This window comes from Aneurinibacillus migulanus, assembly GCF_001274715.1.
GTDB lineage: Bacteria > Bacillota > Bacilli > Aneurinibacillales > Aneurinibacillaceae > Aneurinibacillus > Aneurinibacillus migulanus.
Genome location: NZ_LGUG01000008.1, coordinates 24,154 through 49,792, shown reverse-complemented (window position 1 = coordinate 49,792; position 25,639 = coordinate 24,154). Strand labels below are relative to the sequence as shown.

The 25,639-nt window shown below is 45.8% G+C and carries 25 protein-coding genes; all 25 read left to right on the top strand.

Translation table 11 applies throughout. The features are described 5' to 3' along the window. The first annotated feature begins 295 nt into the window (after positions 1-295). The 25 genes from AF333_RS27085 to rlmB all read left to right on the top strand — a co-directional run bounded on the left by AF333_RS27085 (position 296) and on the right by rlmB (position 25,635). Complete coding sequence (locus AF333_RS27085) at positions 296-1,162, top strand: MurR/RpiR family transcriptional regulator (protein ID WP_052811693.1); 867 nt, start codon at positions 296-298, stop codon at positions 1,160-1,162. A gap of 5 nt (positions 1,163-1,167) precedes the next feature. Further along, complete coding sequence (locus AF333_RS27080) at positions 1,168-2,325, top strand: M20 peptidase aminoacylase family protein (protein ID WP_407638701.1); 1,158 nt, start codon at positions 1,168-1,170, stop codon at positions 2,323-2,325. Next, entirely contained in the window at positions 2,322-3,164 is an 843-nt protein-coding gene (locus AF333_RS27075) for a GNAT family N-acetyltransferase (RefSeq protein ID WP_043063786.1), read from the top strand. Before AF333_RS27080 ends, AF333_RS27075 begins: the two co-directional genes overlap by 4 nt. Then, a complete protein-coding gene (gene menC / locus AF333_RS27070; RefSeq protein WP_043063785.1) occupies positions 3,161-4,273 on the top strand; it encodes an o-succinylbenzoate synthase in 1,113 nt (370 codons plus the stop codon). Before AF333_RS27075 ends, menC begins: the two co-directional genes overlap by 4 nt. Positions 4,274-4,581: 308 nt before the next feature. After that, on the top strand, positions 4,582-5,703 hold the full coding sequence (gene pstS / locus AF333_RS27065) for a phosphate ABC transporter substrate-binding protein PstS (protein WP_200894224.1): 1,122 nt from the start codon (positions 4,582-4,584) through the stop codon (positions 5,701-5,703). An 80-nt stretch (positions 5,704-5,783) separates the two neighbouring features. Beyond that, on the top strand, positions 5,784-6,707 hold the full coding sequence (pstC, locus tag AF333_RS27060) for a phosphate ABC transporter permease subunit PstC (protein ID WP_043063784.1): 924 nt from the start codon (positions 5,784-5,786) through the stop codon (positions 6,705-6,707). A 2-nt stretch (positions 6,708-6,709) separates the two neighbouring features. Further along, complete coding sequence (gene pstA / locus AF333_RS27055; RefSeq protein WP_043063783.1) at positions 6,710-7,588, top strand: phosphate ABC transporter permease PstA; 879 nt, start codon at positions 6,710-6,712, stop codon at positions 7,586-7,588. 20 nt (positions 7,589-7,608) lie between these two features. Then, the gene (gene pstB, locus AF333_RS27050; RefSeq protein ID WP_021623648.1) at positions 7,609-8,358 is read left to right on the top strand and encodes a phosphate ABC transporter ATP-binding protein PstB; all 750 of its coding nucleotides are present in this window, start codon (positions 7,609-7,611) and stop codon (positions 8,356-8,358) included. 90 nt (positions 8,359-8,448) lie between these two features. Continuing rightward, the gene (locus AF333_RS27045; protein WP_043063782.1) at positions 8,449-9,153 is read left to right on the top strand and encodes an HAD family hydrolase; all 705 of its coding nucleotides are present in this window, start codon (positions 8,449-8,451) and stop codon (positions 9,151-9,153) included. A gap of 173 nt (positions 9,154-9,326) precedes the next feature. Next, a complete protein-coding gene (locus AF333_RS27040) occupies positions 9,327-9,785 on the top strand; it encodes a CtsR family transcriptional regulator (protein WP_043063781.1) in 459 nt (152 codons plus the stop codon). A 42-nt stretch (positions 9,786-9,827) separates the two neighbouring features. Further along, a complete protein-coding gene (locus AF333_RS27035; protein WP_043063780.1) occupies positions 9,828-10,349 on the top strand; it encodes a UvrB/UvrC motif-containing protein in 522 nt (173 codons plus the stop codon). Between the two features lie 12 nt (positions 10,350-10,361). Further along, the gene (locus AF333_RS27030; protein ID WP_043063779.1) at positions 10,362-11,429 is read left to right on the top strand and encodes a protein arginine kinase; all 1,068 of its coding nucleotides are present in this window, start codon (positions 10,362-10,364) and stop codon (positions 11,427-11,429) included. 47 nt (positions 11,430-11,476) lie between these two features. Next, positions 11,477-13,933, top strand: a complete 2,457-nt coding sequence (clpC, locus tag AF333_RS27025; RefSeq protein ID WP_043063778.1) for an ATP-dependent protease ATP-binding subunit ClpC — start codon at positions 11,477-11,479, stop codon at positions 13,931-13,933. A 170-nt stretch (positions 13,934-14,103) separates the two neighbouring features. Further along, positions 14,104-15,477 (top strand): DNA repair protein RadA, encoded by a 1,374-nt coding sequence (gene radA / locus AF333_RS27020; protein WP_043063777.1) that lies wholly within the window; start codon positions 14,104-14,106, stop codon positions 15,475-15,477. 1 nt (position 15,478) lies between these two features. Next, on the top strand, positions 15,479-16,558 hold the full coding sequence (gene disA, locus AF333_RS27015) for a DNA integrity scanning diadenylate cyclase DisA (protein WP_043063776.1): 1,080 nt from the start codon (positions 15,479-15,481) through the stop codon (positions 16,556-16,558). A gap of 117 nt (positions 16,559-16,675) precedes the next feature. After that, complete coding sequence (gene pssA / locus AF333_RS27010) at positions 16,676-17,404, top strand: CDP-diacylglycerol--serine O-phosphatidyltransferase (protein WP_043063775.1); 729 nt, start codon at positions 16,676-16,678, stop codon at positions 17,402-17,404. A gap of 177 nt (positions 17,405-17,581) precedes the next feature. Then, entirely contained in the window at positions 17,582-18,061 is a 480-nt protein-coding gene (locus AF333_RS27005; RefSeq protein ID WP_043063774.1) for a CarD family transcriptional regulator, read from the top strand. 184 nt (positions 18,062-18,245) lie between these two features. After that, positions 18,246-19,340, top strand: a complete 1,095-nt coding sequence (locus tag AF333_RS27000) for a PIN/TRAM domain-containing protein (RefSeq protein WP_043063773.1) — start codon at positions 18,246-18,248, stop codon at positions 19,338-19,340. An 11-nt stretch (positions 19,341-19,351) separates the two neighbouring features. Further along, a complete protein-coding gene (ispD, locus tag AF333_RS26995) occupies positions 19,352-20,044 on the top strand; it encodes a 2-C-methyl-D-erythritol 4-phosphate cytidylyltransferase (RefSeq protein ID WP_043063772.1) in 693 nt (230 codons plus the stop codon). Next, complete coding sequence (gene ispF, locus AF333_RS26990) at positions 20,041-20,523, top strand: 2-C-methyl-D-erythritol 2,4-cyclodiphosphate synthase (RefSeq protein WP_043063771.1); 483 nt, start codon at positions 20,041-20,043, stop codon at positions 20,521-20,523. Before ispD ends, ispF begins: the two co-directional genes overlap by 4 nt. A gap of 36 nt (positions 20,524-20,559) precedes the next feature. Then, the gene (gene gltX, locus AF333_RS26985) at positions 20,560-22,038 is read left to right on the top strand and encodes a glutamate--tRNA ligase (protein WP_043063770.1); all 1,479 of its coding nucleotides are present in this window, start codon (positions 20,560-20,562) and stop codon (positions 22,036-22,038) included. A 316-nt stretch (positions 22,039-22,354) separates the two neighbouring features. Beyond that, the gene (gene cysE / locus AF333_RS26980) at positions 22,355-23,035 is read left to right on the top strand and encodes a serine O-acetyltransferase (protein WP_255322275.1); all 681 of its coding nucleotides are present in this window, start codon (positions 22,355-22,357) and stop codon (positions 23,033-23,035) included. Further along, positions 23,022-24,434: a cysteine--tRNA ligase gene (gene cysS, locus AF333_RS26975; protein WP_043063768.1), complete on the top strand. Its 1,413-nt coding sequence runs from the start codon at positions 23,022-23,024 to the stop codon at positions 24,432-24,434. The genes cysE and cysS overlap by 14 nt, the downstream gene beginning before the upstream one ends. 19 nt (positions 24,435-24,453) lie before the next feature. After that, positions 24,454-24,876: a Mini-ribonuclease 3 gene (locus tag AF333_RS26970; RefSeq protein ID WP_043063767.1), complete on the top strand. Its 423-nt coding sequence runs from the start codon at positions 24,454-24,456 to the stop codon at positions 24,874-24,876. 15 nt (positions 24,877-24,891) lie between these two features. Then, a complete protein-coding gene (gene rlmB, locus AF333_RS26965; RefSeq protein ID WP_043063766.1) occupies positions 24,892-25,635 on the top strand; it encodes a 23S rRNA (guanosine(2251)-2'-O)-methyltransferase RlmB in 744 nt (247 codons plus the stop codon). The last annotated feature ends 4 nt before the right edge of the window (positions 25,636-25,639 follow it).

The window sequence follows — 25,639 nt, the reverse complement described above, 5'->3', positions numbered from 1 at the left end:
ATAGGTTCGGGGTGGAAGCGTGGCAACACGCGGAGCTGACGAATACTAATCGGTCGAGGGCTTAACCAAAACATGCGCATGTTCTTCTGATTCAGTTTTCAGAGTGTAATAAATGAACCCCCTTATCTGAGCAATCAGGTAAGGGGATTTTTGATTTGAAATAAAAAGTGCAGAGGTAGAATTTTTAAAAATTTTTCTTGTATAAATACAGAAAATTAATTATACTCAATTTGAAGTTAAAACTTCTGAAATAACAAATTCAAGAAGTATTTACTTCTTGAAAGGGGTTTATTTTATGTCATACCGTGAAAAAATCAGCCATCATTTTCATGATCTAACCGCCGGACAAAAGAAAGTTGCCCGATATGTTTTAGATCATGCCCATGAATTCTCAAAACATACAGCAACTGAAATTGGAAAAAAAGCAGGTGTTAGTGAAACAACCGTGATTCGTTTTTGCCACGCAGTAGGTTTTGACAGTTTCATACACATGCAACAGACCGTATGGGAAGAACTTGTAGCTTCAAATTATACGCTACAAATGCACCAAAACTCATCTCGACTTGCAGAAATTGCACAAGTTCAGGAAAGAGATTTGCTTGATGAAATTATGAGGAACGACATGTTTCAAATTGAAAAGACGTTCAATCAGCTTTCACGGTCAACCTTTCAGCAAGCGATTCGTTGTTTGGCTGAAACTCCGCACATTCTCGTTGTTGGTCATCGGACTTCACATGCTCCAGCTTCCTGGCTGGCTTACTCACTAAATCTTCTACGGGGAAAGACGCGTCTCTATCGTCCTGATACAGATGATATGGCACAATGGGTAACCGAATTTGATTCTGACTGGATGATAGTTGCGCTTTCCTTTCGGCGCTATGCGAAAGAAACAGTTCAACTGACCAGATTTGCTAAGGAAAATGGAGCTCGAGTACTGACCATTACCGATAGCATGATTGCACCGGCAGCTCGTTATAGCGATTTTGTTCTTCCTGTTGCAGTAACAGATGCGACGCTTGACTCTATACCTGCCCTTTTTTCCTTGCTAAATGCGATGATTACCGCATTATCGGCTGAAAAAAATGAAGAAATCACAAACACATTAACACGTTATGAGCAAATATACGAGAAGGTGTATCAAGAAGAAAAGGAGGAAAAGTAGTGGAGCTGACAACTTCTGTACAAAAAATGCGGTCGAATATTATGCAGACATTTTCTCATCTTCATGAGCATCCTGAAACAAGCTGGAAGGAGGAAGAAACGACTCAGTTTATCGCGCAACGATTAGCATTACTCGGTTTGCGGACTGAGACATTCAGCGATTGTACAGGCGTAATAGGAGTATGGGAACCAGAAGAAGCGAGCGCTCGGCAAAAACCATTGACCATTGCCTTACGGGCAGACATTGACGCACTATGGCAGTCTGTAGATGGCGAGTGGAGAGCCAATCATTCCTGTGGCCATGATGCTCACATGACGGTCGTACTCTCTGCACTGGAAATTCTAAAAAAATCCGGGTACCGTCCTCCAGGTACGATTAAAGTGATTTTTCAGCCAGCGGAAGAGACTGGAGAAGGAGCGCTGAAAATGGTGGAAAAAGGGGTAGTGCAAGATGTTGACTACCTGTATGGGCTTCATCTGCGTCCTATCCAGGAACTGCCTGATGGCAAGGCAGCACCGGCCATCTATAACGGAGCCTCACTTCTTGTGCGAGGAGAAGTGCAAGGGTTAACCGCGCACGGTGCGCGCCCTCATCTGGGAGTAAATGCTATCGAAGTAGCCGCAGCATTCCTTCAGGCTATCCGGAATATTCACATAAACCCGATGATTCCATCTTCCGTTAAAATGACGAGCATACGTGCAGGAGATGAAAATAGCACAAATGTTATTCCGGATTATGCCAGATTTACACTTGATGTTCGCTCCCAATCCAATCAAACGCTTGATGATATATATGAAAAAATTCAGTCAGTTGCCAGGTGTACAGCGGACATGTATGATGCCCATATTACATTACAGCCGGATGGTAGAACAGCGGCAGCCGAAGTACATGATGAAGCGAAGGCATTTATGCATCAGTCCATTCAGGATGTGCTGGGTAAGGAAAATACAGCGCCTGATGTCATTACGCCTGGAGGCGAGGATTTTCACTTTTATACTTTAAAGCATCCACATATTAAAGCGACCATGCTTGGTTTAGGATGTGGTCTTACACCAGGACTTCATCATCCTCATATGCAGTTTAACCGTGAAGCTCTAGTGACGGGAGCGCATATCATGGCTCGGACGGTTATCCATACATTCCGGGAGGGAGAATCGACATGACACATCACATCGAGATTCGTATGCTGACAAAAGTAGAAGAAATCGAGCCTATTATGGAACTGGAGAAGGTAGTATGGAAAACGGATGTACCGATGCCAGCAGATCAGATGGTGACTGCCGCCAAGCATGGGGGCATGGTGCTTGGTGCTTTTCTAGATGACAGGCTTATCGGTTTCCAATACAGCTTTGCCGGCTTTGACGGGAAACAAGCATATCTTTGCTCGCATATGCTAGGTACCCATCCTGATTATCGTTACATGAAGATTGGGGAGAAATTGAAGTGGAAGCAGCGAGAGATTGCATTAACACTTGGTTATGATCGTATCACATGGACGTACGATCCGTTGGAGACGGCCAACGGCTATCTTAATATTCATAAGCTAGGCGCGGTTTGCTCCACCTATATTGAGAACTGCTACGGTAATATGCAGGATTCCTTGAATCGGGGAATTTCTTCTGACCGGTTTCAGGTTGACTGGCATATTAGGAGTCAGAGAGTAGTCTCCCGGGCTGAAGGAGAGCAGCAACAGTATAATGATGTTCCTGACAGTTTACTTTTTGATTGGAAACAAGATGAGAATGGCTATCCAGTACCAGCAGCTGAAGAAGTAGACTGGGGCCGACTCGAGGGAACAACGATGCACCTTCCTGTGCCAGCGCAATTTCAGCAAATGAAAAAACAAAACAAGTCGTTAGCTATTCAGTGGCGTACGATGACACATCATGCATTTACATATTTGTTCGAACGGGACTGGATCGTAACGGACCTGATCCGTAATGAGAAGACAACGCCAGTACATTTCTATGTTTTACACAGAAAAGGAGAGGATTATAAATGAACATTAAACAAGTTATTCTGCGCCATATGAAGATGCGGATGCGTCGACCATTTACTACAAGTGTAGGTACGGAGTATGATAAAGAATTCATCCTTGTGGAAGCGAAAAGTGAAGACGGGCTTTCGGGTTGGGGTGAATCGGTTGCTGCAATCGAACCATTCTATAAAGAAGAGACCGTAAAGACGAACTGGCATATTCTTGAGGATTTCTTACTTCCGCTAGTATTCAAAAAACCGATTGAGCATCCGGATGAGCTTAACAACGAACGGTTCGCCCATATTCGGGGTAACTATATGGCGAAGGCAGCAATTGAAGGAGCCATCTGGGATCTTTATGCCAGACAGAAGGGAATCTCGCTTGCACAAGCGCTGGGTGGAGAGAAGAAAAAAATTGAGGTAGGCATCAGCTTAGGGATTGAAGATTCAGTGGGCGAACTGCTCCATCTCGTAGAGAAGTATGTACATGAAGGCTATAAGCGTATTAAAGTAAAAATTCAACCGGGATGGGATGTTGAAGTTATCCGTGCGGTACGCGAACGTTTCCCTGATATTAAGCTAATGGCTGATGCGAATTCGGCGTATACGTTAGACGATGCGGAACACTTGCGCAAATTGGATGCGTTCAATCTTACGATGATTGAACAGCCGCTTGCCCATGATGATATCGTTGATCATGCGGAATTGCAGGCACAGCTTCGGACGCCAATTTGCCTTGATGAAAGTATTCATTCTGTGGAAGACGTACGTAAAGCGATTAAACTGAAGAGTTGCGGTGTAATTAACATTAAAATCGGTCGTGTAGGCGGCTTGACCGAGGCAAAGAAAATCCATGATGTGTGTAAGGAACATAACATTCCGGTATGGTGTGGCGGCATGCTGGAAGCGGGAGTTGGCCGTGCGCATAATGTGGCTGTCACGACGTTGTCGAACTTCATTTTGCCGGGGGATACGGCCGCTTCCGCACGCTATTGGGAGAAGGATATTATCATGCCGGAAGTTACAGTGGAAGATGGTTGGGTTACTGTTCCAGAAGGACATGGTATCGGGTATGAAGTGAGTCGCGAAAGACTGGATGAATTTACGTTATATAGCAAGTCATATTTAGCATAGTCAGGAAAAAATGAGGAGTGCTTGCAGGACGCAAGCACTCTTTTTTCTTTTATCTATTTCTTAACATTAAATTAACAATTCCGTTTGCAGAAGAAAAAAGCTTATCAAAACAGGGGTTGCGCAAAGAGAGAAAACCTGAGAAAAACCTTCGTTTTTAATGGTGTAAACGGTTTGTAAAGATAGATTAAAGATCATGTAAAACACCTTGTGAGGTCTATATTCCTGGATTATTATGAACAACGTAATTATTCCACATCAACACGGAAATAAAACAAATTTACTAAAAATCTTAGAGGGGGATTTTTGCAGTGAAGTTGAAAAAAATCGGTGTCCTACTTTTTGCGCTCGTGATGATGTTTTCTCTCGCGGCGTGTGGCTCTTCCAGCACAAGCCTAAAACCGGAAGGCAATAAAGAAGCGGGAGCAGGCGAGAAACAGCAATCTGGCGGAGAAGCAGGTCTTCTGAACGGCGCAGGTTCCAGCTTTGTAAATCCGTTGTTCTCTAAAATGTTCAGTGAGTATTCGAAAGAACATACGGATGTAAAAGTAAACTATCAGGCAATCGGTTCCGGCGGGGGTATCAAGCAACTGACTGCAAAAACAGTTGATTTTGCAGCTTCTGACGCTCCGATGAAAGAAGATGAAATTAAAGCGGCTGGCGGTAACGTATTGCATATTCCAGTAACGCTGGGTGGGGTTGCAATTGCGTACAACCTAGAAGGCGTGAAAGACTTGAAGCTAACTCCGGCGAACATTGCTGATATTTATAGCGGAAAAGTGAAAAAATGGAATGATCCTCAGATCGCAGCGAATAACAAAGGTATGAAGCTTCCTGATACAGATATCTTCCCGGTACACCGCTCTGACGGTTCTGGTACAAGCCACATTTTCACAACATATCTTAACAAAGCAGTAGCAGATAAGTGGCCGAAGGAAAAAGTAGGAAAATCAATCAAGTGGGATAACGTAGGTACTGGCGCGAAAGGTAATGAAGGTGTAGCAGGACAAGTACAAAACACTCCGGGATCTATCGGATACATTGAGTTGGCATATGTCATCCAAAACAATATGACGGCGGCTCAAATTCAAAACAAAGACGGTCAGTTCGTAGCACCTTCGCTTGATTCTGTAACAGCAGCAGCACAAGGCGGATTGGCTAATGTACCGGAAGATTTAAAAATCGAACTCAATGATCAGCCTGGAAAAGAGAGCTATCCAATTGTCGGTACAACATGGGCGCTGGTTCCAGAAGATTTGAAAATGGACAAAGCAAAAGCTGAGAAAATGCTGACAATGCTGCAGTGGACTGTAACAGATGGACAAAAATACGCTTCTGATCTACAGTACGCTCCACTACCGAAAGAACTGCAAGATAAGTGCGTAGCACAATTGAAAAAAGTAAAAGTAGACGGTCAACCGGTTTTGAAATAAAGCAGTAAGATGGAAAGAGCGCGCAAAAAACTCCGAGGAGTTTTTTGCCGCTTTTTTCAAGAGAATGGGGAGTGTAATCCTTGAAGAAAAGATATGGAGATCAATTATTTAAAGCAATCGCATATATCTTTGGCTGTTCAATCATTGCCATGCTTGGTCTTATGGTTTGGGAGATGTTCCGTGGTTCGAGCTTTGCCCTTGATAAGTATGGACTGGGCTTTTTATTCAGCTCCTCGTGGGACCCTGTTACAGAAGAATTTGGAGCATGGCCGTTCATCTACGGAACGATTGTTTCTTCGCTCCTAGCTCTTGTTATCGCAACACCTATCAGTATCGGAATCGCTATCTTCCTCGTTGAAGTCGCTCCAAAATGGTTTCGGGATGTTGTTGGTTTTCTGATTGAACTTTTAGCTGCAATCCCTTCAATTGTATATGGTTTATGGGGAATTTTTGTCTTAGGCCCCATTATTCGAGAATATGTTGCTCCTGTATTTATTAATACCTTAGGGAAGTTCATTCCATTCTTTGCCGGCCCTTCCTTCGGGGTAGGGATTTTCACGGCAGGTGTTATCCTGGCGATTATGATTATTCCGACGATCGCCTCGATTTCTAGGGAAGTGATTATGGTTGTGCCGGATGCACAGCGTGAAGCTGCTCTAGCCCTCGGTGCAACGAAATGGGAAATGATTCGCACGGCTGTACTTACGTATTCGCGTTCAGGCATCCTCGGCGCCATGATTATTGGTCTTGGTCGCGCCATTGGTGAAACGATGTCTGTAACAATGGTTATTGGAAATCGCCCGGAAGTTCCGGATTCTATATTCGACCCCGCCTATACAATGGCGAGCGTTATTGCTAATGAATTTAATGAAGCCTCCTCTGATATTTACTTATCTACATTGATTGAAATAGGGTTCCTGCTGTTTGCAGTAACACTACTGGTCAACATCTTTGCACGTTTCCTCGTGTGGACAACGTCTAGAGGCATACAGGAGGCGAAATAAACATGGAAAGTGTATTGGAAAGCGTCAAAGAACAGAAAATGAATAAACTGAACGCCAAGCTGGGTCGGCGCCGTGCGTTTAGCTTTTTTATGGTCGGTTTGACTATCTTAAGTATGATTCTGGCACTTACCCCCCTGTTCAGCATTCTTGGATATGTTCTCGTAAAAGGAATACCGGCCTTAAATGTTGCATTTTTCACAGAACTGCCGGCACCTCCGGGAGAAGCAGGTGGCGGGATGGCCAACGGTATTGTCGGTACGTTCACGCTTATTGGTCTCGCCTCGTTAATTGGCGTACCAGTAGGCTTAATGGCAGGAGTCTTCCTGTCAGAGTATGGACGCAATCGTTTCGGCAAACTTGTTTCATTTCTAACAGATATCATGCTTGGTGTACCTTCCATCGTTGTAGGTATTGTCGTATATGCTCTCGTAGTATTGTGGATGGGCGGTTTCTCCGCCTATGCGGGAGGAGTAGCCCTAGCGTTTATTATGATTCCGGCGGTTACCCGTACGACGGAAGAAATGCTGAAGCTAGTACCGAACCATATTCGGGAGGCAGGCCTTGCACTCGGTATTCCGAAGTGGCGTGTTATCATGCTGATAATCCTGCCCACTGCGTTGCGCGGAATTATTACCGGCATTATGCTGGCGGTGGCGCGTGTATCGGGAGAGACAGCTCCGCTGCTCTTCACAGCTTTCGGAAACATGTATTGGAATCAATCCCTCAATGAACCGATTGCTTCGATGCCAGTACTGGTATTTAATTATGCGATTTCTCCATATGCGGAATGGCAAGCTCAGGCGTGGGCAGGAGCGTTAACGCTCATTCTAATTGTTCTTGTGTTGAATGTATCTGCACGTTTAGTTACTAGAAAGCGATAGAATATACGAGGTGGAGATCAATGATTGAAGCAAAAAGCCTGAATCTATGGTATGGCGATTTTCATGCGATTAAAAATATTAATATGGCTATTGAAAAAAATAAGGTAACTGCGTTTATCGGTCCTTCCGGTTGTGGAAAATCAACGTTTTTACGGGCGATTAACCGCATGCATGAAGTTATTGAAGGTGCAAAAGTAGAAGGTGAAATTTTGCTTGAAGGCGAGAATATTTATAATCCAGACCGTGATCCGGTAACGGTGCGCCAGCAGGTAGGAATGGTGTTCCAGAAGCCGAACCCGTTTCCGACCATGTCTATTTATGATAATGTAGCGGCGGGGCTTCGGATTAACGGATTCAAAAATAAGAAGAAGCTGGACGAAATTGTGGAGCGATGCCTGACACAAGCTGGTCTGTGGAATGAGGTTAAAGATCGCTTAAGCAAAAATGCTATGGGCTTATCCGGCGGTCAGCAACAGCGTCTGTGCATTGCTCGTACGTTGGCTGTAGAGCCGGAAGTTGTGCTGATGGATGAGCCTACCTCTGCGCTGGATCCGATTTCTACGCAAAAAGTAGAAGAACTGTTGTTTGAATTGAAGAAGAAGTATACCATCATTATTGTCACGCATAATATGCAACAAGCTGCACGTGTATCTGACCACACAGCCTTCTTTTTGCTGGGTGAGATGGTCGAATTTGATCAAACAGAGACCATTTTTACTAATCCGCAAGATAAACGTACAGAAGATTATATTACAGGACGCTTTGGCTAAAGCTCAAGAACCGGATTCCACCGGTTCTTTTTTGAGTGTTGGCTTACTGTCTGCTACAATATGTTTCAATATGATAAAGGAGGTAAACGGATGACAGAAGCGTTGAAATCTTCTACAGGCACGATTCAGCTTGCAGTGTTCTTTGATATGGACGGAACACTGCTGCAAACGGAAAATGTAGCATTGCCTGCGGCAAAGGATGCATTCGAGAATTTGAAACGGGAGGGTGTGTATAAAGGGGAAACACCTACCAGGGAGCAAATCTTGAACGTATTTGGCATGACAATAGAACAAATTTGGAACACGCTTATGCCCGATGCATCACAGGAAGTAAAGGAAAGAGCGAATACATTAATGCTCGAATACGAAATCGAACGGTTAAAGAACGGAGAAGGAAAGCTATATGATGGGGTATTCGATGCGCTGACTCGTCTCAAGGAAAACGGAATTCCGGTGTTTGTTGTAAGCAACGGAGAAAAAGCGTATATTGAGGCCGTGGTAGAGCATACGGGATTATCACCGTTATTTACGGATTTGTACAGTGCAGGACGTTTCCAGACGAAAACAAAGAACGAGCTTGTCTCCAGGCTACTGAACGACTATTGTATCAAGCATGCGATTATGGTCGGTGACCGTCACTCGGACGTGGAAGCGGGCAAGGTGAACGGGTTGTACACGATCGCCTGTGATTTTGGCTTCGCTACAGAAGGAGAGTTGGACGGTGCCGACACGTGTGTTACGGCGTTTGCTGATATTATGCACATAATTGATTCTTATGTAGAAAACCTGAAGTAAAGTTTGCTTCAGGTTTTTTTGTTATAAGCGCTAAAAAAAGGGTAGATAAGAATAGAAATGCAAATTTAGGTCAAGAATAACAATATTGGTTGCTTGCATTTTTACATAATTGTGATTATAATTATAGTCAAAGAAAGTCAAAGTCAAAGACAAGCCGGTTAGGAGGTGTGTGCATGCGGAACATATCGGACATCATTGAACAGCATCTGAAGAGCATTCTTCAACAAGGCGATGGGTCGGTGGAAATCCAGCGCAGCGAATTGGCTGATAAGTTCCAGTGTGTACCTTCGCAGATTAACTACGTAATCAGTACCCGGTTTACCGTCGAGAAAGGCTACCTTGTAGAAAGTAAACGGGGCGGCGGTGGATATATTCGTATCCGTAAGATTGAGATTATTGACAATAAGCGTTTTTATCACATGTTGATGGAAGCGATCGGCCAGAGTATAACGTCAGCAGCCTGTGACAATATTATTGAACGGCTGCGAGAAGAAGGAATCATCTCGCCGAGGGAAATGCATATGATGAAGGCAGCCACCGGAAGGGTTATTTCGGCTGTGCCGGTTCCGGTTAGAGACCGTCTACGTGCAGATATTCTTCGAGCGATGTTAACTGCAATTTTTATTTATTAAATATTGTGTATAGAACTATGTGTGCTCGGGAGGGAAGCGGATATGATGTGCCAGGAATGCCAAGAGCGTCCCGCCACGCTCCATTTCACGAAAATCGTTAATGGTGAAAAGACTGAATTTCATCTTTGTGAGGTATGTGCGCAGGAGAGGGGAGAAATGTTCCCTGGCGGTATGAATAATTTCTCTATCCACCACCTGCTATCCGGTTTGTTGAACAACGCTGAACCAAACGTGAATACATTTAAAGTACAGCAGGAAGCGCCGCTGCGTTGCGATACTTGCGGATTGACATATTCCCAATTCAGCAAAAGTGGAAGGTTCGGCTGTAGCAATTGTTATAAAGCATTCGGAGAGAAGCTTGATCCGCTGTTTCGGCGGGTGCATGGCAATACGCATCACAGCGGCAAGGTACCGGAGCGCTCAGGCGGTACAATTAAGCTGAAAAAAGAAGTTTCCGAACTGAAAGAAGAGATGAGAAATCGTATTGAACGCGAAGAATTTGAGGAAGCGGCGAAAATTCGCGATCGAATCCGCGAGTTAGAGCAACAAATCGCAGATTTGTAGGAGGGAAAACGCATGTCTTTCCAGAAGTTTATATCAAATGCGATTAGCGAATGGATGAATGGTGATGGACAGGATGCTGATATAGCCATTAGCAGCCGGGTGAGACTGGCGCGCAACCTGCGTGACGAGCCGTTTCCGATGTTGGCGACCGATTCACAGCTTGAACGTGTAATCGAGCAGGTTGAGCAGGCAATGGAAGATGAAGCTTTTAAGACGCGGAACCATTTTGAGATGATTCGTATGGAGGCACTGACGCCGTTGCAGAAGCGCGTACTGATGGAAAAACACCTAATCAGTCCGAATTTGCTCGCAGACTCCCGAAAGGGAGCTGTCATCCTTAGCGAGAATGAAGCCATTAGCATTATGGTGAACGAGGAAGATCACCTGCGTATTCAATGTCTGTTTTCCGGGCTTCAATTGAAAGAAGCATGGGAGGCGGCGGATGGGATTGACGATATCTTCGAGAAACACGTGAACTTTGCATTTGACGAAAAGCGTGGCTTTCTCACCAGTTGTCCCACTAATGTAGGTACAGGTATTCGTGCCTCTGTTATGATGCATCTGCCGGGACTTGTAATGACACAAAGGATTAACCAAATACTCTCTGCCATCAATAAGCTTGGTCTAGTGGTAAGAGGATTGTATGGGGAAGGAAGCGAAGCAGTCGGAAATCTGTTTCAGGTTTCCAATCAGGTTACGCTTGGTCAATCCGAGGGAGAAATTATTGAGAACCTTGCAGGTGTAGCTCGTCAGATTATCGAAGAGGAACGTGTGGCCCGCCAAAACTTGATGCGGAATCATCGGCTTCAGTTGGAGAACAGGGTGTGTCGCTCATACGGTATTCTGACCAATGCACGCATCATCGAATCGAAAGAAGCTGCTGAACGTTTATCTGATGTACGGCTCGGTATCGATTTGGATATTATCCATGGTGTACCGCTCAGCGTCATGAATGAATTAATGGTCATGACACAACCAGGATTCTTACAGCAATATGCAGGTCAGCAGTTGACCGCCGATTCCCGTGACGAACGCCGGGCACGGCTTATCCGGGAACGTTTACAGTCAACGATAGAATAATATGATAGGCCATTCTTTTTACTTATATTTATGGAGGTGTTTGTCTTATGATGTTTGGTCGTTTTACGGAAAGGGCACAAAAGGTCCTGGCTCTTGCTCAGGAAGAAGCGGTTCGTTTGGGTCACAAAAATATCGGAACTGAACATATCCTCCTCGGCCTTATCCGCGAAGGAGACGGCATTGCAGCAAAAGCTCTGCAGGCGTTAGGACTCGGCCTTGATAAAATTCAAGGTGAAGTGGAGTCGTTAATTGGTCGCGGCGGCGAACAGCCAAGCAACATCAATTATACACCGCGTGCCAAGAAAGTTATTGAACTTTCTATGGACGAAGCAAGAAAGCTTGGCCATACGTATGTAGGTACTGAACACATTCTTCTCGGATTGATTCGTGAAGGAGAAGGAGTAGCGGCTCGCGTTCTTAATAATCTGGGCGTAAGTCTGAATAAAGCGCGCCAGCAGGTGCTGCAACTGCTTGGCAGCAGTGAAGCGATGTCTTCCCATCAGCAAAGCTCCAGCAATGCCGCTGTTAATACGCCGACGCTGGATAGTTTGGCTCGTGATCTGACCGCAGTGGCCCGTGATGGTGCCCTAGACCCGGTTATCGGTCGTTCTAAAGAAATCGAGCGTGTCATCCAGGTGCTTAGCCGTCGAACGAAAAATAACCCGGTACTCATCGGTGAACCTGGTGTAGGTAAAACTGCTGTTGTGGAAGGGTTGGCACAGCGTATTATCAATAATGAAATTCCGGAAACCTTGCGTAACAAGCGCGTAATGACTCTGGATATGGGGACCGTTGTCGCCGGTACGAAATACCGTGGCGAATTCGAAGATCGCTTAAAGAAAATCATGGATGAAATTCGCCAGGCGGGCAATATCATCCTGTTTATTGATGAATTGCATACGCTAATCGGTGCAGGTGGAGCAGAAGGCGCGATTGATGCCTCTAACATTCTTAAACCGTCTCTGGCCCGTGGCGAGCTGCAGTGCATCGGTGCAACTACGCTTGATGAATACCGTAAATATATTGAGAAGGATGCAGCGCTTGAACGGCGCTTCCAACCGATTCAAGTGGATGAACCGTCTACTGAAGAAGCGGTACAAATCCTGTTTGGTCTACGCGATCGCTACGAAGCGCATCATCGCGTGAATATTACGGATGAAGCGATTCGCCAAGCGGTATATTTATCTGATCGTTACATCTCTGACCGCTTTTTACCGGATAAGGCAATTGACTTAATCGATGAAGCGGCGTCAAAAGTGCGCTTGCAGTCCTATACCATTCCGCCAAATTTGAAAGAGCTGGAACAGCGTCTGGAAGAAGTGCGGAAGGAGAAAGACGCGGCGGTACAAAGCCAGGAATTCGAAAAAGCGGCTTCCATGCGCGACAAGGAGCAAAAGCTGCGTGAAGAACTGGATAAGACAAAGAATGAATGGCAGGAAAAACAAGGGCAAACCGATTCTGAAGTTACCCCAGAAGATATTGCTTCCGTCGTAGCGAGCTGGACCGGCATTCCGGTTGTCAAGCTGAAAGAAGAAGAGACAGAGCGCCTGTTGAAGATGGAAGAAATCCTGCATAAACGCGTGATTGGTCAAGAGGATGCGGTGAAATCTATCTCTCGCGCCGTACGTCGTGCTCGCGCAGGATTGAAAGATCCGAAGCGCCCAATTGGCTCCTTTATCTTCCTCGGTCCGACTGGCGTAGGTAAAACCGAGTTGGCTCGTGCCCTGGCAGAAGCGTTATTCGGCGAAGAAGATGCAATGATTCGTATCGATATGTCGGAGTATATGGAGAAACACTCTACTTCTCGACTTGTAGGTGCACCTCCTGGATATGTTGGGTTCGATGAGGGAGGACAACTTACTGAAAAAGTGCGCCGTAAACCGTATTCTGTTGTATTACTTGACGAAATCGAGAAAGCACACCCAGAAGTTTTCAATATCCTTTTGCAGGTGCTTGAAGACGGGCGTCTAACCGATTCCAAAGGACGGACGGTTGACTTCCGCAATACGGTCATTATTATGACATCGAACGTTGGTGCCGATTTAATTAAGAAAAATACAACTCTTGGCTTTACGACACCGGATAGCTCTAAGCACTATGAAGATATGAAGGACCGCGTGCTTGGAGAACTGAAGCGCAGCTTCCGTCCGGAGTTCCTGAACCGGATTGATGAACTTATCGTCTTCCATTCTTTGGACGAATCGCATATTGCGGAAATTGTGCTGCTTATGTCCGAAGAGCTTCGTAAGCGCCTGAATGAACAGGAAATCGATTTCGTCCTTACTGAGGATGCGAAGAGATTCCTGGCTAAGGAAGGCTTCGACCCGGCGTTTGGTGCCCGTCCGTTGCGCCGTGCTATTCAGCGTCATATTGAAGACCGTCTGTCTGAAGAACTGCTGACCGGCGGCATCAAGAAAGGCGATACGATAAGAATTGATGTGACGGAAGGCGGATTAAAGGTAGAAAAAGCGAAAGAAAGCGAGGAGGAATCCGTTTCAAAGTAACGGAGCCTTTGCAACAAATTATAATAAATGGAACAGTGGGCTCTCCTGATGAAAGCAATTTTTGCTCAGGAGAGCCTTTTTTATGCAATTAAATGTAGGAAGATGCGCGATAAAGCAGGAAAACGGTATAATTAACAAGAAAATATGTTAAGAAAGAAGAGAAGATAGGCATGGCTAAATATAAATCCAAATATGTATGTCAAGAATGCGGATATGAGTCGCCAAAGTGGATGGGAAAATGCCCTGGCTGCACGAAGTGGAACACAATGGTAGAAGAGCTGGAAGAAAGAGCAAAGCCGGGGGAAACGGCACGACGCAACATATCTGCGGAAACCAGCCGTCTGGCTCCCATCACCACGATCGTCGGAGAGGATGAGCCGCGCCTGACGACTAATATTAGCGAATTGAACCGCGTGCTTGGTGGTGGTGTGGTACCAGGCTCGCTTGTTCTTGTGGGTGGAGACCCGGGTATCGGTAAGTCTACCCTGCTATTGCAGGCATCACAGGAGCTGGCAAGCAATAATAACAAAATACTTTATATTTCTGGTGAAGAATCCGCCAAGCAGATTAAACTACGAGCTGAACGATTAGGAGCGGCCAGTCCGAATTTATACGTGCTGGCGGAAACGGATTTATTCCTCCTGGAACAGCAGATTTCGCATTTAATGCCCGCTGTGGTCATTCTGGACTCTATCCAGACGGTATTTCATCCGGATGTTACTTCAGCTCCGGGTAGTGTAGCCCAGGTGCGGGAATGTACCGCTCATTTGATGCGGTTGGCGAAAACAAAAGACATCGCTATCCTTATTGTTGGTCATGTTACCAAGCAGGGAGCCATCGCCGGTCCGCGTCTGTTAGAACATATGGTGGATTCCGTGCTGTATTTTGAAGGAGAGCGCCACAATACGTATCGTATTCTACGTGCTGTAAAAAACAGGTTCGGTTCTACGAATGAAATTGGCATCTTTGAAATGGGGGAAGATGGGCTAAAAGAAGTGACAAATCCATCGGAGATGTTTCTATCTGAGCGCTCGTTAGGCGTAGCCGGTTCAACAGTCGTTGCTAGTATGGAAGGCACGCGCCCGGTGCTAGTAGAGCTACAAGCACTTGTCACACCGACTGGATTTGCGACACCCCGTCGGATGGCAACGGGTGTCGATCATAACCGAATTGCCATGATTATGGCGGTGTTAGAAAAGCGCGTTGGTCTACTTTTGCAGAATCAGGATGCGTATGTAAATGTAGCGGGGGGTGTACGTTTGGATGAGCCGGCGATTGACTTGGCCGTAGCCGTCAGCCTGGCATCCAGCTTTCGGGATAAGCAGACCCATCCATATGATGTAGTCATCGGAGAAGTGGGTTTAACGGGGGAGGTACGAGGCGTCTCGCGTATAGAGCAGCGCGTAAAAGAAGCGCAAAAACTTGGATTCAAACGTGTAATTATTCCCGCCAAGAATGTGACCGGCTGGGAGCACCCGAAAGGTCTGGAAGTTGTCGGCGTGCAGACAGTATCGGAAGCGTTACGGGAAGCGTTGGGAGGATAATATGGCAACGGACAACAAGCGTGAACAATTTATCGGTGAGGTACTGCGTTTCGTTTCACCAGGAACGCCGTTTAGAGAAGGTCTTGAAAACGTGTTGAGGGCGAAAACGGGTGCGCTTATCGTTATTGGGAATACACCTGCAGTACAGACGATTGTGGATGGGGGTTTTTCGATTAACTGTGATTTAACGCCTGCCCATCTGTATGAACTGGCTAAAATGGATGGGGCTATTATTTTGAGCGAAGATGCCAAAAAAATTCTATATGCTAATACGCAATTGATACCGGATTCGGCTATCCCATCGACAGAGACAGGAATTCGTCACCGGACGGCGGAACGGGTAGCCAGACAGACTGGTCAACTGGTTATTTCCATTTCGCAGCGGCGCAATGTAATCACGCTGTATCGGGGACCGTACCGGTATTCGTTAAAAGATATAGGGGTCATTCTGACGAAGGCTAACCAGGCGATTCAGACACTTGAAAAGTACAAATCTGTACTTGATCAGGCATTGACGAACCTGGGTGCGCTAGAATTTGAAGAGTTGGTGACACTGCATGAAGTAGCGCTCGTCGTACAACGAATTGAGATGGTTTTACGCATTAAATCGGAAATCATTAAATATATTAATGAACTAGGGACAGAAGGTCGTCTTATCAGTATGCAGATGGAGGAACTTGTATCGAATATCGAAGACGACGCCTATCTGCTTATTAAAGATTACTGTCGTCAAGGTGAAGAGGTTGACCCGGAGGAAGTACTCGTACAATTGCATAAACTATCTGCTGATGAGCTTCTTGAGCCGGTTAATATTCTCAAAATCCTTGGCTACTTGCCAAGTGCAAACCTGAATGACGAACCGGTTTTCCCGCGGGGTTATCGTATTCTTAGTAAAATTCCACGCCTTCCGGCCTCTATTGTCAGCAATCTTATCGAAGAATTCTCCAGTCTGCCGCAGGTTATGATGGCGACTATTGAAGAATTAGACGAAGTGGAGGGAATCGGGGAAGTACGGGCTCGGGCTATCAAAGAAGGATTAAAGCGGATACAGGAGCAGGTGTTCATTGACAGGCATATCTAGTTCGGCATACAATAAAATAATTGTCCGAAGCCAATACATTTACAGGAACCTGGCTACGGACAAGGGGAGACTGTTTCGGCGGTAGAGAAACAGTATCAGGGAGGTAAAAGAGCTGAAATGATAGCGAGAATGATACCGAACTTGTTTACGATGGGCAATTTGTTTTTGGGAGTTATTGCAATGCTGTTGGCTTTTCGTGATGAACCGATATATTTAAGCTATGCAGCAATTATGGTTATTATAGGAATGGTATTGGATGGGTTGGACGGCCGTCTGGCCCGCATGTTAAATGCGCAGAGCGATTTCGGAAAAGAATTGGATTCGCTCTCCGATATCGTTACGTTTGGTGTGGCACCCGCACTTATTATGTATGTGGTACTCCTTCAGGATATGGGGTGGATAGGCATTCTGCTGACCGGACTATTTCCGATTTGTGGGGCGTTACGTCTGGCTCGTTTTAATTCTGCAATCGGGGGCAATACAGGTTATTTTGTAGGTTTGCCAATTACGGCTGCAGGGGGTGTGCTGGCGACGCTCGCGTTATACCATCATGCATTTCCGTCGGTATATCTAGTATTAAGTATGCTTGGTCTTTCTTATCTTATGATCAGCAATATTAAGTATCCTAATTTTAAGAAGGTGGGTATTCCACGTTCCGCATATTGGGTAACTCCGCTGATTGTGGTAATTGTGGCAGTCGTTGCTGTACGTTTCCCTTCACAGTTTCCGATGATTGTATTTATTCCGCTTGTGCTCTATGCGGTGTATGGTGTGAAGAAGAATATTGACCGAGTGGTGAGAAAACGCCGCTGCGAAAAAGCTGAAGAAGAAGTAATTAACTCATAAAAAAGACCGGAGTGAGCTCCGGTCTTTTTTATGTCCAAAAAATTAATGAAAATTTAATTTGACATATTTATTGACATGGTTCTTTTTTGTGTGATATGATAATAAATTTTAAATACTTGACAAAAAAGTAGGTGCTATGCTATGGTGAGGTTGGATACTCTGTTGGGGGTGGGTTTGTTGTTTCGAATTGGCGATAAGATTGTCTATCCGATGCATGGTGCAGGTATTATCGAAGCCATTGAAGAGAAGGAGATTCTTGGTGAGAAACAGCAGTACTATATTATGAAGATGCCAGTCGGCAATATGCAAGTCATGATCCCAATGGAAAAAGTGTCGAATCTAGGCATCCGTCAGGTTGTTGATATGCATGCGCTTGAGCGAGTTATGGAGATTTTGCGGCGTGAAGAAGATGACTTGGGCATTAGTTGGAACCGCAGGTATCGTAGGAATATGGAGAAGATGCGTACGGGCGATATATATCAAGTCGCTGCCGTTGTTCGTGAATTAATGCACAGAGAGAAAGAGAAAGGTCTTTCGACAGGTGAGAGGAAGATGCTGGACAATGCCCGGCAGATTCTTTTGAGCGAACTTGTGCTCGTTAAAGATATTGATGAAGAACAAGCGACCCATTTGTTGGAGCAAGTAGTCAATAGTTAGAGAGGAAAGCTTCTCTAAGAGAAGCTTTTCTCTCTTCTTTCTTTGTAACTTTTGCTGCTGTTTTTACGTAAGAACAGATAGGAAAAGTTTTTGCTTTTTTAATGCTATGTTTTTGTTTTCGATCGTTTTTTATTTGGTAGATATGACTATAATGGAATATGAATGATTTTGAGGAGGTGAATGTATGGTCAGAAGAATTATTCAGTTGTTTTTCCTCTTAGTCGGTGCAGGCTTAGGATACCAGTTCGGTCCTGACCTGTTCGGACTCCTGAACTCGCTTATCAATATCGGGAAAATACCGGGTGTAGAATACATCGGTGCGGTGCTTGGGGCAGTGCTGTTCTTCTTGCTTACCTCTTGGCCGACAGAATATATTGTAAAGACCATTAAACGCAGTGAAGAGACGCTAATTAAGCTTCCGATTACGGATGTATTATTTGGAGCTATGGGGCTTATTATTGGACTTATTGTAGCGTTTTTACTTTTTCTCCCTATTAATAGCATCCCTATCCCGATCGTTGCGAAATTGCTCCCGCTGCTTATTTCAGTGTTGTGCGGCTATATTGGTTTTCAGGTAGGATTGCGCAAACGTGATGAGATTATGTCGGCGTTCTCGATCGGACGGTTTAAAGGCGAGAAGAAGAAGGAGGAAAAGCAGGACTCAAACCAGGGTCAGTATAAAATTCTTGATACAAGCGTGATTATCGATGGCCGGATTGCTGATATATGCAAGACGGGATTTATCGAGGGAGCGCTTGTCATTCCTGAATTCGTACTGGAAGAGCTGCAGCATATCGCGGACTCTTCCGATGCGTTGAAGCGCAACCGTGGTCGTCGCGGGCTTGACATCCTGAATAAAATTCAGAAAGAATTAAAGGTAAAAGTCATTATTACGGATAAAGACTTCGAGGAGATCAGTGAAGTAGACAGTAAATTGGTTAAGCTTGCCAAATTAATGAAAGGTAAAGTCGTTACCAATGATTTTAATCTGAATAAAGTGTGTGAGCTACAGGGTGTTCCCGTCTTGAATATTAATGATTTAGCAAATGCGGTCAAGCCTGTAGTATTACCAGGCGAAGAACTGCATGTACAAGTTATCAAAGACGGAAAAGAGAATGGCCAAGGTGTAGCATATCTTGATGATGGTACGATGATTGTCGTTGAAAGCGGACGAGAGTATATCGGTTCGTTCATTGATGTTATCGTTACGAGTGTGCTACAGACTTCGGCGGGACGTATGATTTTCGCGAAGCCGAAATTAATGGAAAAAGCGCTGTAAGAAATGAGTGGATGAAAGTGAATATAGGTGTAGTCATCGCAGCCGCAGGACAAGGGAAGCGAATGGGCGGTCCGGTTAAGAAGCAATTCATTGAGCTGGCAGAGAAGCCGGTATTGCTCCATACGCTTGACCTTTTCGCCGGATTGGAGTATGTGAGAGAAATAGTCGTCGTTACAGCGGAAGAAGACGTGGAGCGCACGAGGGAGTTGCTGATTTTGTATCCGCATGTCCGGGTTATCCCGGGTGGTGCAGAGCGTCAGGATAGTGTATACCTTGGTCTTACAGCACTTCGCCTTTCGGACTATGTGCTTATCCATGACGGAGCCCGGCCTTTTCTTTCCCGTCTGACGCTTCAGAGACTAATCGATGCTGTGTGCTCAAAGCGGGCCGCGATTCTAGCTGTACCCGTAAAAGATACGATTAAACGCACAGACGAGACGGGAATTGTGATGGACACACCGCCAAGAAAAAGCTTGTGGGCCGTGCAAACGCCACAGGCTTTTGCTTTGTCCGATATTATTTCCGCGCATGAACAAGCGCGGAAGGATGGCTTTCTCGGGACGGATGATGCTTCCCTTATGGAAAGACTGGGACAGGCGGTGCATATAGTAGACGGGGAATATACGAATATTAAACTTACTACACCAGATGATCTTGTTTTCGGTGAGGCGATTTTGAGATGGAGAAAGGAGAAGGGGCAATGATTCGGATAGGACAGGGTTTTGATGTTCATCAACTGGTGGAAGGGCGCAAATTGATTATCGGCGGCGTGGAAATTCCACATGAGAAAGGGCTCTTAGGACATTCTGATGCGGATGTGTTACTGCATGCCATTACTGATGCGATTTTGGGAGCGCTTGGACTGGGCGATATCGGTAAGCATTTTCCGGATACGGATCATGCATTCAAGGATGCTGATAGCCAGGTGCTGTTACGTGATGTATGGAAGCTTGTCAAGGAAAAAGGATACACTATCGGCAATGTGGATGCGACGATTATCGCCCAACAACCGAAGATGGCGCCGCACATTGATCTGATGCGCGAAGTGATTGCCTCTTGCGTTGAATCGGAGATGGACCAAATTAATGTAAAGGCCACCACGACAGAAAAATTGGGTTTTCCAGGTCGCGGCGAAGGAATCGCTGCGATGGCTGTTGTATTGTTACAAAAAGTAGGATTATAATAGATAAAGCTAAAAACAGAAGGATGGTGGCAAGTCATGTCCAAACGAATCCGTGTCCGGTTTGCGCCGAGTCCAACTGGACATTTACATATTGGGGGAGCACGTTCGGCCCTTTTTAACTATTTATTCGCCCGTCACCACGGCGGTGACTTTGTTGTTCGTATCGAAGACACAGACCAAAAGCGTAATGTGGAAGATGCCGAAGCAAAGTTAATCGAAAGTCTGCGCTGGTTCGGTACAGAATGGGATGAAAGTATCGATAAAGACGGCGGGGTTGGTCCGTATCGTTCCATGGACAGATTGGATGTTTACCGCAGCTATATCGACCGACTGGTAGCGGAAGGGAAGGCTTATCCTTGTTACTGTACGGAAGAGGAGCTGAATGCGGAGCGTGAAGCCCAGAAAGAGAGAGGCGAGACACCTCGTTATGCAGGAACGTGCCGCAATTTGACTCCAGAACAAATTCAGGCCTATGAAGCAGAAGGACGTAAAGCATCCATTCGATTCCGCGTACTGGAAAATCGCCAATATACTGTGCATGATCATATTCGCGGCGAAGTCACATTCGAATCTGACGGAATTGGCGACTTCGTTATTTGTCGTCCCGATGGGATTCCGACGTATAACTTTGCAGTCGTAATCGATGATGCTCTTATGAAGATTACGCACGTTATCCGTGGTGAAGAACACTTATCCAATACGCCGCGCCAGCTGATGATTTATGAGGCGTTTGAATTTGAAGCGCCAGAGTTCGCGCATGTTGCATTAATTCTAAACCCGGACGGTAAAAAGATGAGTAAGCGGGACGAATCTCTGATTCAGTTCATGGAACAGTATCGAGATCTTGGCTATCTGCCTGAGGCTCTTATGAACTTCCTTGTTCTTCTCGGCTGGTCGCCGGAAGAAGAGCAGGAGATTTTTACGCGTGAAGAACTCATCGAGAAGTTTTCATTAAGTCGTGTTTCGAAGTCACCGGCTATCTTTGATATTCATAAGTTGAATTGGATGAATAACCACTACATTAAACAGGCTTCAGCTGAACGTATTGCTGAACTCTGTATCCCGCATATGCAGAAGGCGGGGCAGCTGCCAGAAGAACTCAGCGAAGAGCAGCGTCGTTGGACAGAGCGGTTGGTGGTTCTTTATCAGGAGCAGCTAGAGTATGCAGCACAAATCGTGGAATTGGCAGCTATGTTCTTTGAGGATGGCGTGAACTATGATGAAGAAGCGAAAGCTGTACTTGCGGAAGAACAGGTAACGGATGTAATGAAAGCTTTCCACGAAGAGGTGACCTCCATTGAAGAATACAGTGCGGACGCGATTAAAGGTGCATTGAAATCCGTGCAGAAAGCGACCGGTCATAAAGGCAAGAAGCTGTTCATGCCAGTTCGTGTGGCGGTTACCGGATTTACACACGGGCGTGATTTAAATGAGACGCTATTCCTGTTGGGACGCGAGACAGTAGTGCAGCGTATACTGAATGTAATCAATAATTATGAGCGTGTTGTAAAATAATTATAAAAAGTAAATATGCAACGGCAAAGAACGGAAGAAGTACGGAATAGAAGGGAAACACCAGAGAAGGCCGCCGATACAAATACTCTGTATCGCGCTGGAAGCGGCCCTGCTTCCTGTTTTCGGAAATGCATCCGTGAGCCGGGCATCCGAACGCTACTTTTTGTCAGTAGGAGGCCTCGTATTTCCACGTTACGGGATGTAAGAGTGTTATGCTTTTTTATAGAAGAAGTATGACAAAGCAGAGTGGAACCGCGGATGATATTAACCGCCTCTGCAGCCGTGTATAGGCTGTGGAGGCTTTTTTCTTTTAGAAATAGTAGGAAGGAGTGAGAAGATGTTTAAAACGATAAGGGAAGATGTTCATGCAGTAATGGAACGTGATCCGGCCGCCCGCAGTACGCTCGAAGTCATTCTGACATATGCCGGGCTGCATGCGATATGGTTTTATCGCCTGAGCCACCGTTTATGGAAAAGAGAATTCTATACGCTGGCCCGGATGGTATCACAATTCGGACGATGGTTGACGGGGATTGAGATTCACCCGGGCGCTACAATTGGAAAAGGTTTATTTATTGATCATGGCATGGGTGTCGTAATTGGGGAAACGTGCGAAATCGGTGATAATGTTACACTGTACCAGGGGGTGACATTGGGAGGAACGGGTAAAGAAAAGGGAAAACGCCATCCAACGATTGGCAATAATGTTCTTATCGCTTCCGGTGCTAAAGTGCTCGGCTCAATGACAATCGGTGATAACTCCAAAATTGGAGCAGGCTCCGTCGTATTGCAGGAAGTGCCTCCGAATTCTACCGTTGTAGGCATACCGGGTCGCATTAAGATACAGGATGGCATGCGGGTAGAACAGGATTTAGATCAAGTGAATCTTCCCGATCCGATCGGGGAAGTAATGCGCGCAATGCAGCGTGAAATTGATACGCTTAGAGAGGAAGTAAAACAATTGAAGGAGAGTCGACCATCTAATGAGCACCATTAAAATATATAATACGCTCACGCGTAAAAAAGAAGAATTCATTCCGATCGAACCGGGCAAGGTGAAAATATACGTGTGTGGTCCGACGGTTTATAACTTCATTCATATCGGAAATGCCCGTCCACCTATCGTATTCGACGTAGTGCGCCGTTATTTTGCATATCGGGGATATGAAGTTACGTATGTGCAGAACTTTACTGATGTAGATGACAAAATCATAAAAAAGGCAGAAGAAACCGGGATGAGCGTCGAAAAGGTAGCGGAGACGTTTATCGCAGCATTCGTCGAAGATGTTCGTGCTCTTGGCATTAAAGAAGCCGATATTCATCCGAAAGTTACAGAGCACATTCCGGAAATCATCTCATTTATTGAAGGCTTAATCGAGAAAGGGCATGCATATGTAGCGGGTGGTGATGTGTATTTTCGTACGGCTTCATTCGCAGAATATGGCAAGCTTTCACATCAAAACATTGAAGAATTGCAAGCTGGTGCGCGTATTGAAGTGAACGACAAGAAAGAAAATCCACTTGATTTTGTGTTGTGGAAAGGCGCGAAGCCAGGTGAAATCTATTGGGAAAGTCCATGGGGCCAAGGACGCCCGGGATGGCACATCGAATGTTCAGCGATGTCATACAAATATCTTGGAGAGACGTTCGATATTCATGGAGGAGGCCACGATCTTACTTTTCCGCACCATGAGAATGAAATTGCACAATCAGAATGTTTAACCGGGCATCCAATGGCAAGGTATTGGATGCATAATGGGTATATCAATATTGAGAATGAAAAAATGTCCAAATCGCTCGGGAATTTTATTCTGGTAAAAGATGTGCGTGAGAAGTATGCTCCACGTGTGGTTCGCTTTTTCATGCTGAGTGCGCATTATCGCAATCCGATTAACTTCAGCGATGAACTGCTGCAGCAGGCAACCAACAGTTTTATGCGTATCGATACAGCCGTACGTAATCTCAAGCATTACCTCTCTTCTGCGGGAAGCGAAACGGTAACCGATGAGCAGATGCAGCGGATTGCTTCTTTCCGTCAAAGATTTATTGAAGAGATGGACAATGACTTCAATACTGCGGATGCGATTACCGTATTGTTCGATATAGTACGGGAAGTCAACCAGTCTATGGCAGGAAGTACGTTGAAGAGAGAACTGGCGGAAGCGTACATTGCGCTTTTTGCGGAGCTAGGTGATGTGCTTGGTATTTCGTTCGGAGAGGTTGATGCATCAGTAGATGGACCTTCTGACGAAGAGATCAACGCTCTGGTTGAAGAGCGGATACAGGCTCGCAAGGATAAGAATTTCGCCCGTGCAGATGAGATCCGCAATCAACTGCAGGAACTGGGCATCATATTGGAAGATACGCCTCAAGGCGTGCGATGGCACCGGAAATGAGCCTAGAGAAGGAGCGGACATGAAGCGGGATAAACTAATCAGAGATCCGAGACAGCTCAATGCGCTTGCGTTGGCCTATATGGGTGACGCAGTGTTGGAGATACGTGTGCGCCAGCACTTAATTGCGGCAGGGGAGGTAAAGCCGAACCTGCTGCAGCGTGCGGCCGTGAGCTACGTCTCGGCTAGAGCGCAAGCCAGTATCGTAGGCGGAATATGGGACCGGCTTACTGAAGAAGAGCAGGCCGTATTAAAGCGGGGACGAAACGCCAAATCAGCGACTATGCCAAAGAATGCACAAGTTGCCGAATATCGACTAAGTACAGGATTTGAAGCGTTGCTTGGATTTTTATATTTAACCGAACAGGAAGAGAGGTTAGAAGAAATTCTAACGCATGCACTCGAATGGGTGGAGAATGGTCATCCTAAAGAGACGAATGAATAGAAGAAGGAGTTTGCCATGAGTGAATATATCGTTGGGAAAAACCCTGTTATCGAGGCGTTGCGCTCGGGACGTTCGATTAATAAAATATGGATTGCCGAAGGCTCCCAAAAGGGAGTAAGTGGCCAGGTGATGGCGTTAGCGAAAGAAGCGGGAGTAACGGTGCAGATTGTTCCGCGCAAAAAGCTGGATCAGGCGGCGGAAGGAGAAAGTCATCAAGGAATTCTCGCGTATATTGCTGCGTACGACTATACAGAACTGGATGACATTCTTGCCAAAGCAGAAGCTTCAGGGCAACTGCCGTTCCTCGTTATTCTGGACGAAATTGAAGACCCGCATAATTTAGGGTCTATTCTACGTACCGCAGACGCGACGGGAGTGCATGGCGTTATCATTCCGAAACGTCGTTCGGCCGGATTGACATCTATAGTTGCCAAAGCGTCGGCGGGAGCGATTGAGTATGTACCGGTTGCTCGTGTAACAAACCTAGCTCGCACCATCGAAGACTTAAAGGAACGCAACATCTGGGTCGTTGGAACAGATGCCTCAGGAACGGAAGAATTCCGTCAGGCTCGTCTTGATATGGGCGTTGCGCTTGTCATTGGCAGTGAGGGTAAGGGGATGAGCCGACTCGTTCGGGAGAAGTGTGATTTTACGGTCAAATTGCCTATGGTTGGCCGTGTTACCTCGCTGAATGCCTCCGTTGCTGGAGCCTTACTGATGTATGAAGTGTATCGCCAGCGTCATCCGTTAGCTGAATAAGGGC

What these genes read in the sequence shown, in the direction of transcription:
- clpC (WP_043063778.1), top strand. Translation starts at nt 11,477, where the DNA reads ATGATGTTTGGTCGTTTTACGGAAAGGGCACAAAAGGTCCTGGCTCTT.
- AF333_RS27085 (WP_052811693.1), top strand. Translation starts at nt 296, where the DNA reads ATGTCATACCGTGAAAAAATCAGCCATCATTTTCATGATCTAACCGCC.
- pstA (WP_043063783.1), top strand. Translation starts at nt 6,710, where the DNA reads ATGGAAAGTGTATTGGAAAGCGTCAAAGAACAGAAAATGAATAAACTG.
- pstB (WP_021623648.1), top strand. Translation starts at nt 7,609, where the DNA reads ATGATTGAAGCAAAAAGCCTGAATCTATGGTATGGCGATTTTCATGCG.
- AF333_RS27000 (WP_043063773.1), top strand. Translation starts at nt 18,246, where the DNA reads ATGGTCAGAAGAATTATTCAGTTGTTTTTCCTCTTAGTCGGTGCAGGC.
- AF333_RS26970 (WP_043063767.1), top strand. Translation starts at nt 24,454, where the DNA reads ATGAAGCGGGATAAACTAATCAGAGATCCGAGACAGCTCAATGCGCTT.
- rlmB (WP_043063766.1), top strand. Translation starts at nt 24,892, where the DNA reads ATGAGTGAATATATCGTTGGGAAAAACCCTGTTATCGAGGCGTTGCGC.
- AF333_RS27035 (WP_043063780.1), top strand. Translation starts at nt 9,828, where the DNA reads ATGATGTGCCAGGAATGCCAAGAGCGTCCCGCCACGCTCCATTTCACG.
- gltX (WP_043063770.1), top strand. Translation starts at nt 20,560, where the DNA reads ATGTCCAAACGAATCCGTGTCCGGTTTGCGCCGAGTCCAACTGGACAT.
- AF333_RS27030 (WP_043063779.1), top strand. Translation starts at nt 10,362, where the DNA reads ATGTCTTTCCAGAAGTTTATATCAAATGCGATTAGCGAATGGATGAAT.
- pssA (WP_043063775.1), top strand. Translation starts at nt 16,676, where the DNA reads ATGATAGCGAGAATGATACCGAACTTGTTTACGATGGGCAATTTGTTT.
- AF333_RS27075 (WP_043063786.1), top strand. Translation starts at nt 2,322, where the DNA reads ATGACACATCACATCGAGATTCGTATGCTGACAAAAGTAGAAGAAATC.
- menC (WP_043063785.1), top strand. Translation starts at nt 3,161, where the DNA reads ATGAACATTAAACAAGTTATTCTGCGCCATATGAAGATGCGGATGCGT.
- ispD (WP_043063772.1), top strand. Translation starts at nt 19,352, where the DNA reads ATGAAAGTGAATATAGGTGTAGTCATCGCAGCCGCAGGACAAGGGAAG.
- radA (WP_043063777.1), top strand. Translation starts at nt 14,104, where the DNA reads ATGGCTAAATATAAATCCAAATATGTATGTCAAGAATGCGGATATGAG.
- disA (WP_043063776.1), top strand. Translation starts at nt 15,479, where the DNA reads ATGGCAACGGACAACAAGCGTGAACAATTTATCGGTGAGGTACTGCGT.
- cysS (WP_043063768.1), top strand. Translation starts at nt 23,022, where the DNA reads ATGAGCACCATTAAAATATATAATACGCTCACGCGTAAAAAAGAAGAA.
- AF333_RS27040 (WP_043063781.1), top strand. Translation starts at nt 9,327, where the DNA reads ATGCGGAACATATCGGACATCATTGAACAGCATCTGAAGAGCATTCTT.
- ispF (WP_043063771.1), top strand. Translation starts at nt 20,041, where the DNA reads ATGATTCGGATAGGACAGGGTTTTGATGTTCATCAACTGGTGGAAGGG.
- AF333_RS27045 (WP_043063782.1), top strand. Translation starts at nt 8,449, where the DNA reads ATGACAGAAGCGTTGAAATCTTCTACAGGCACGATTCAGCTTGCAGTG.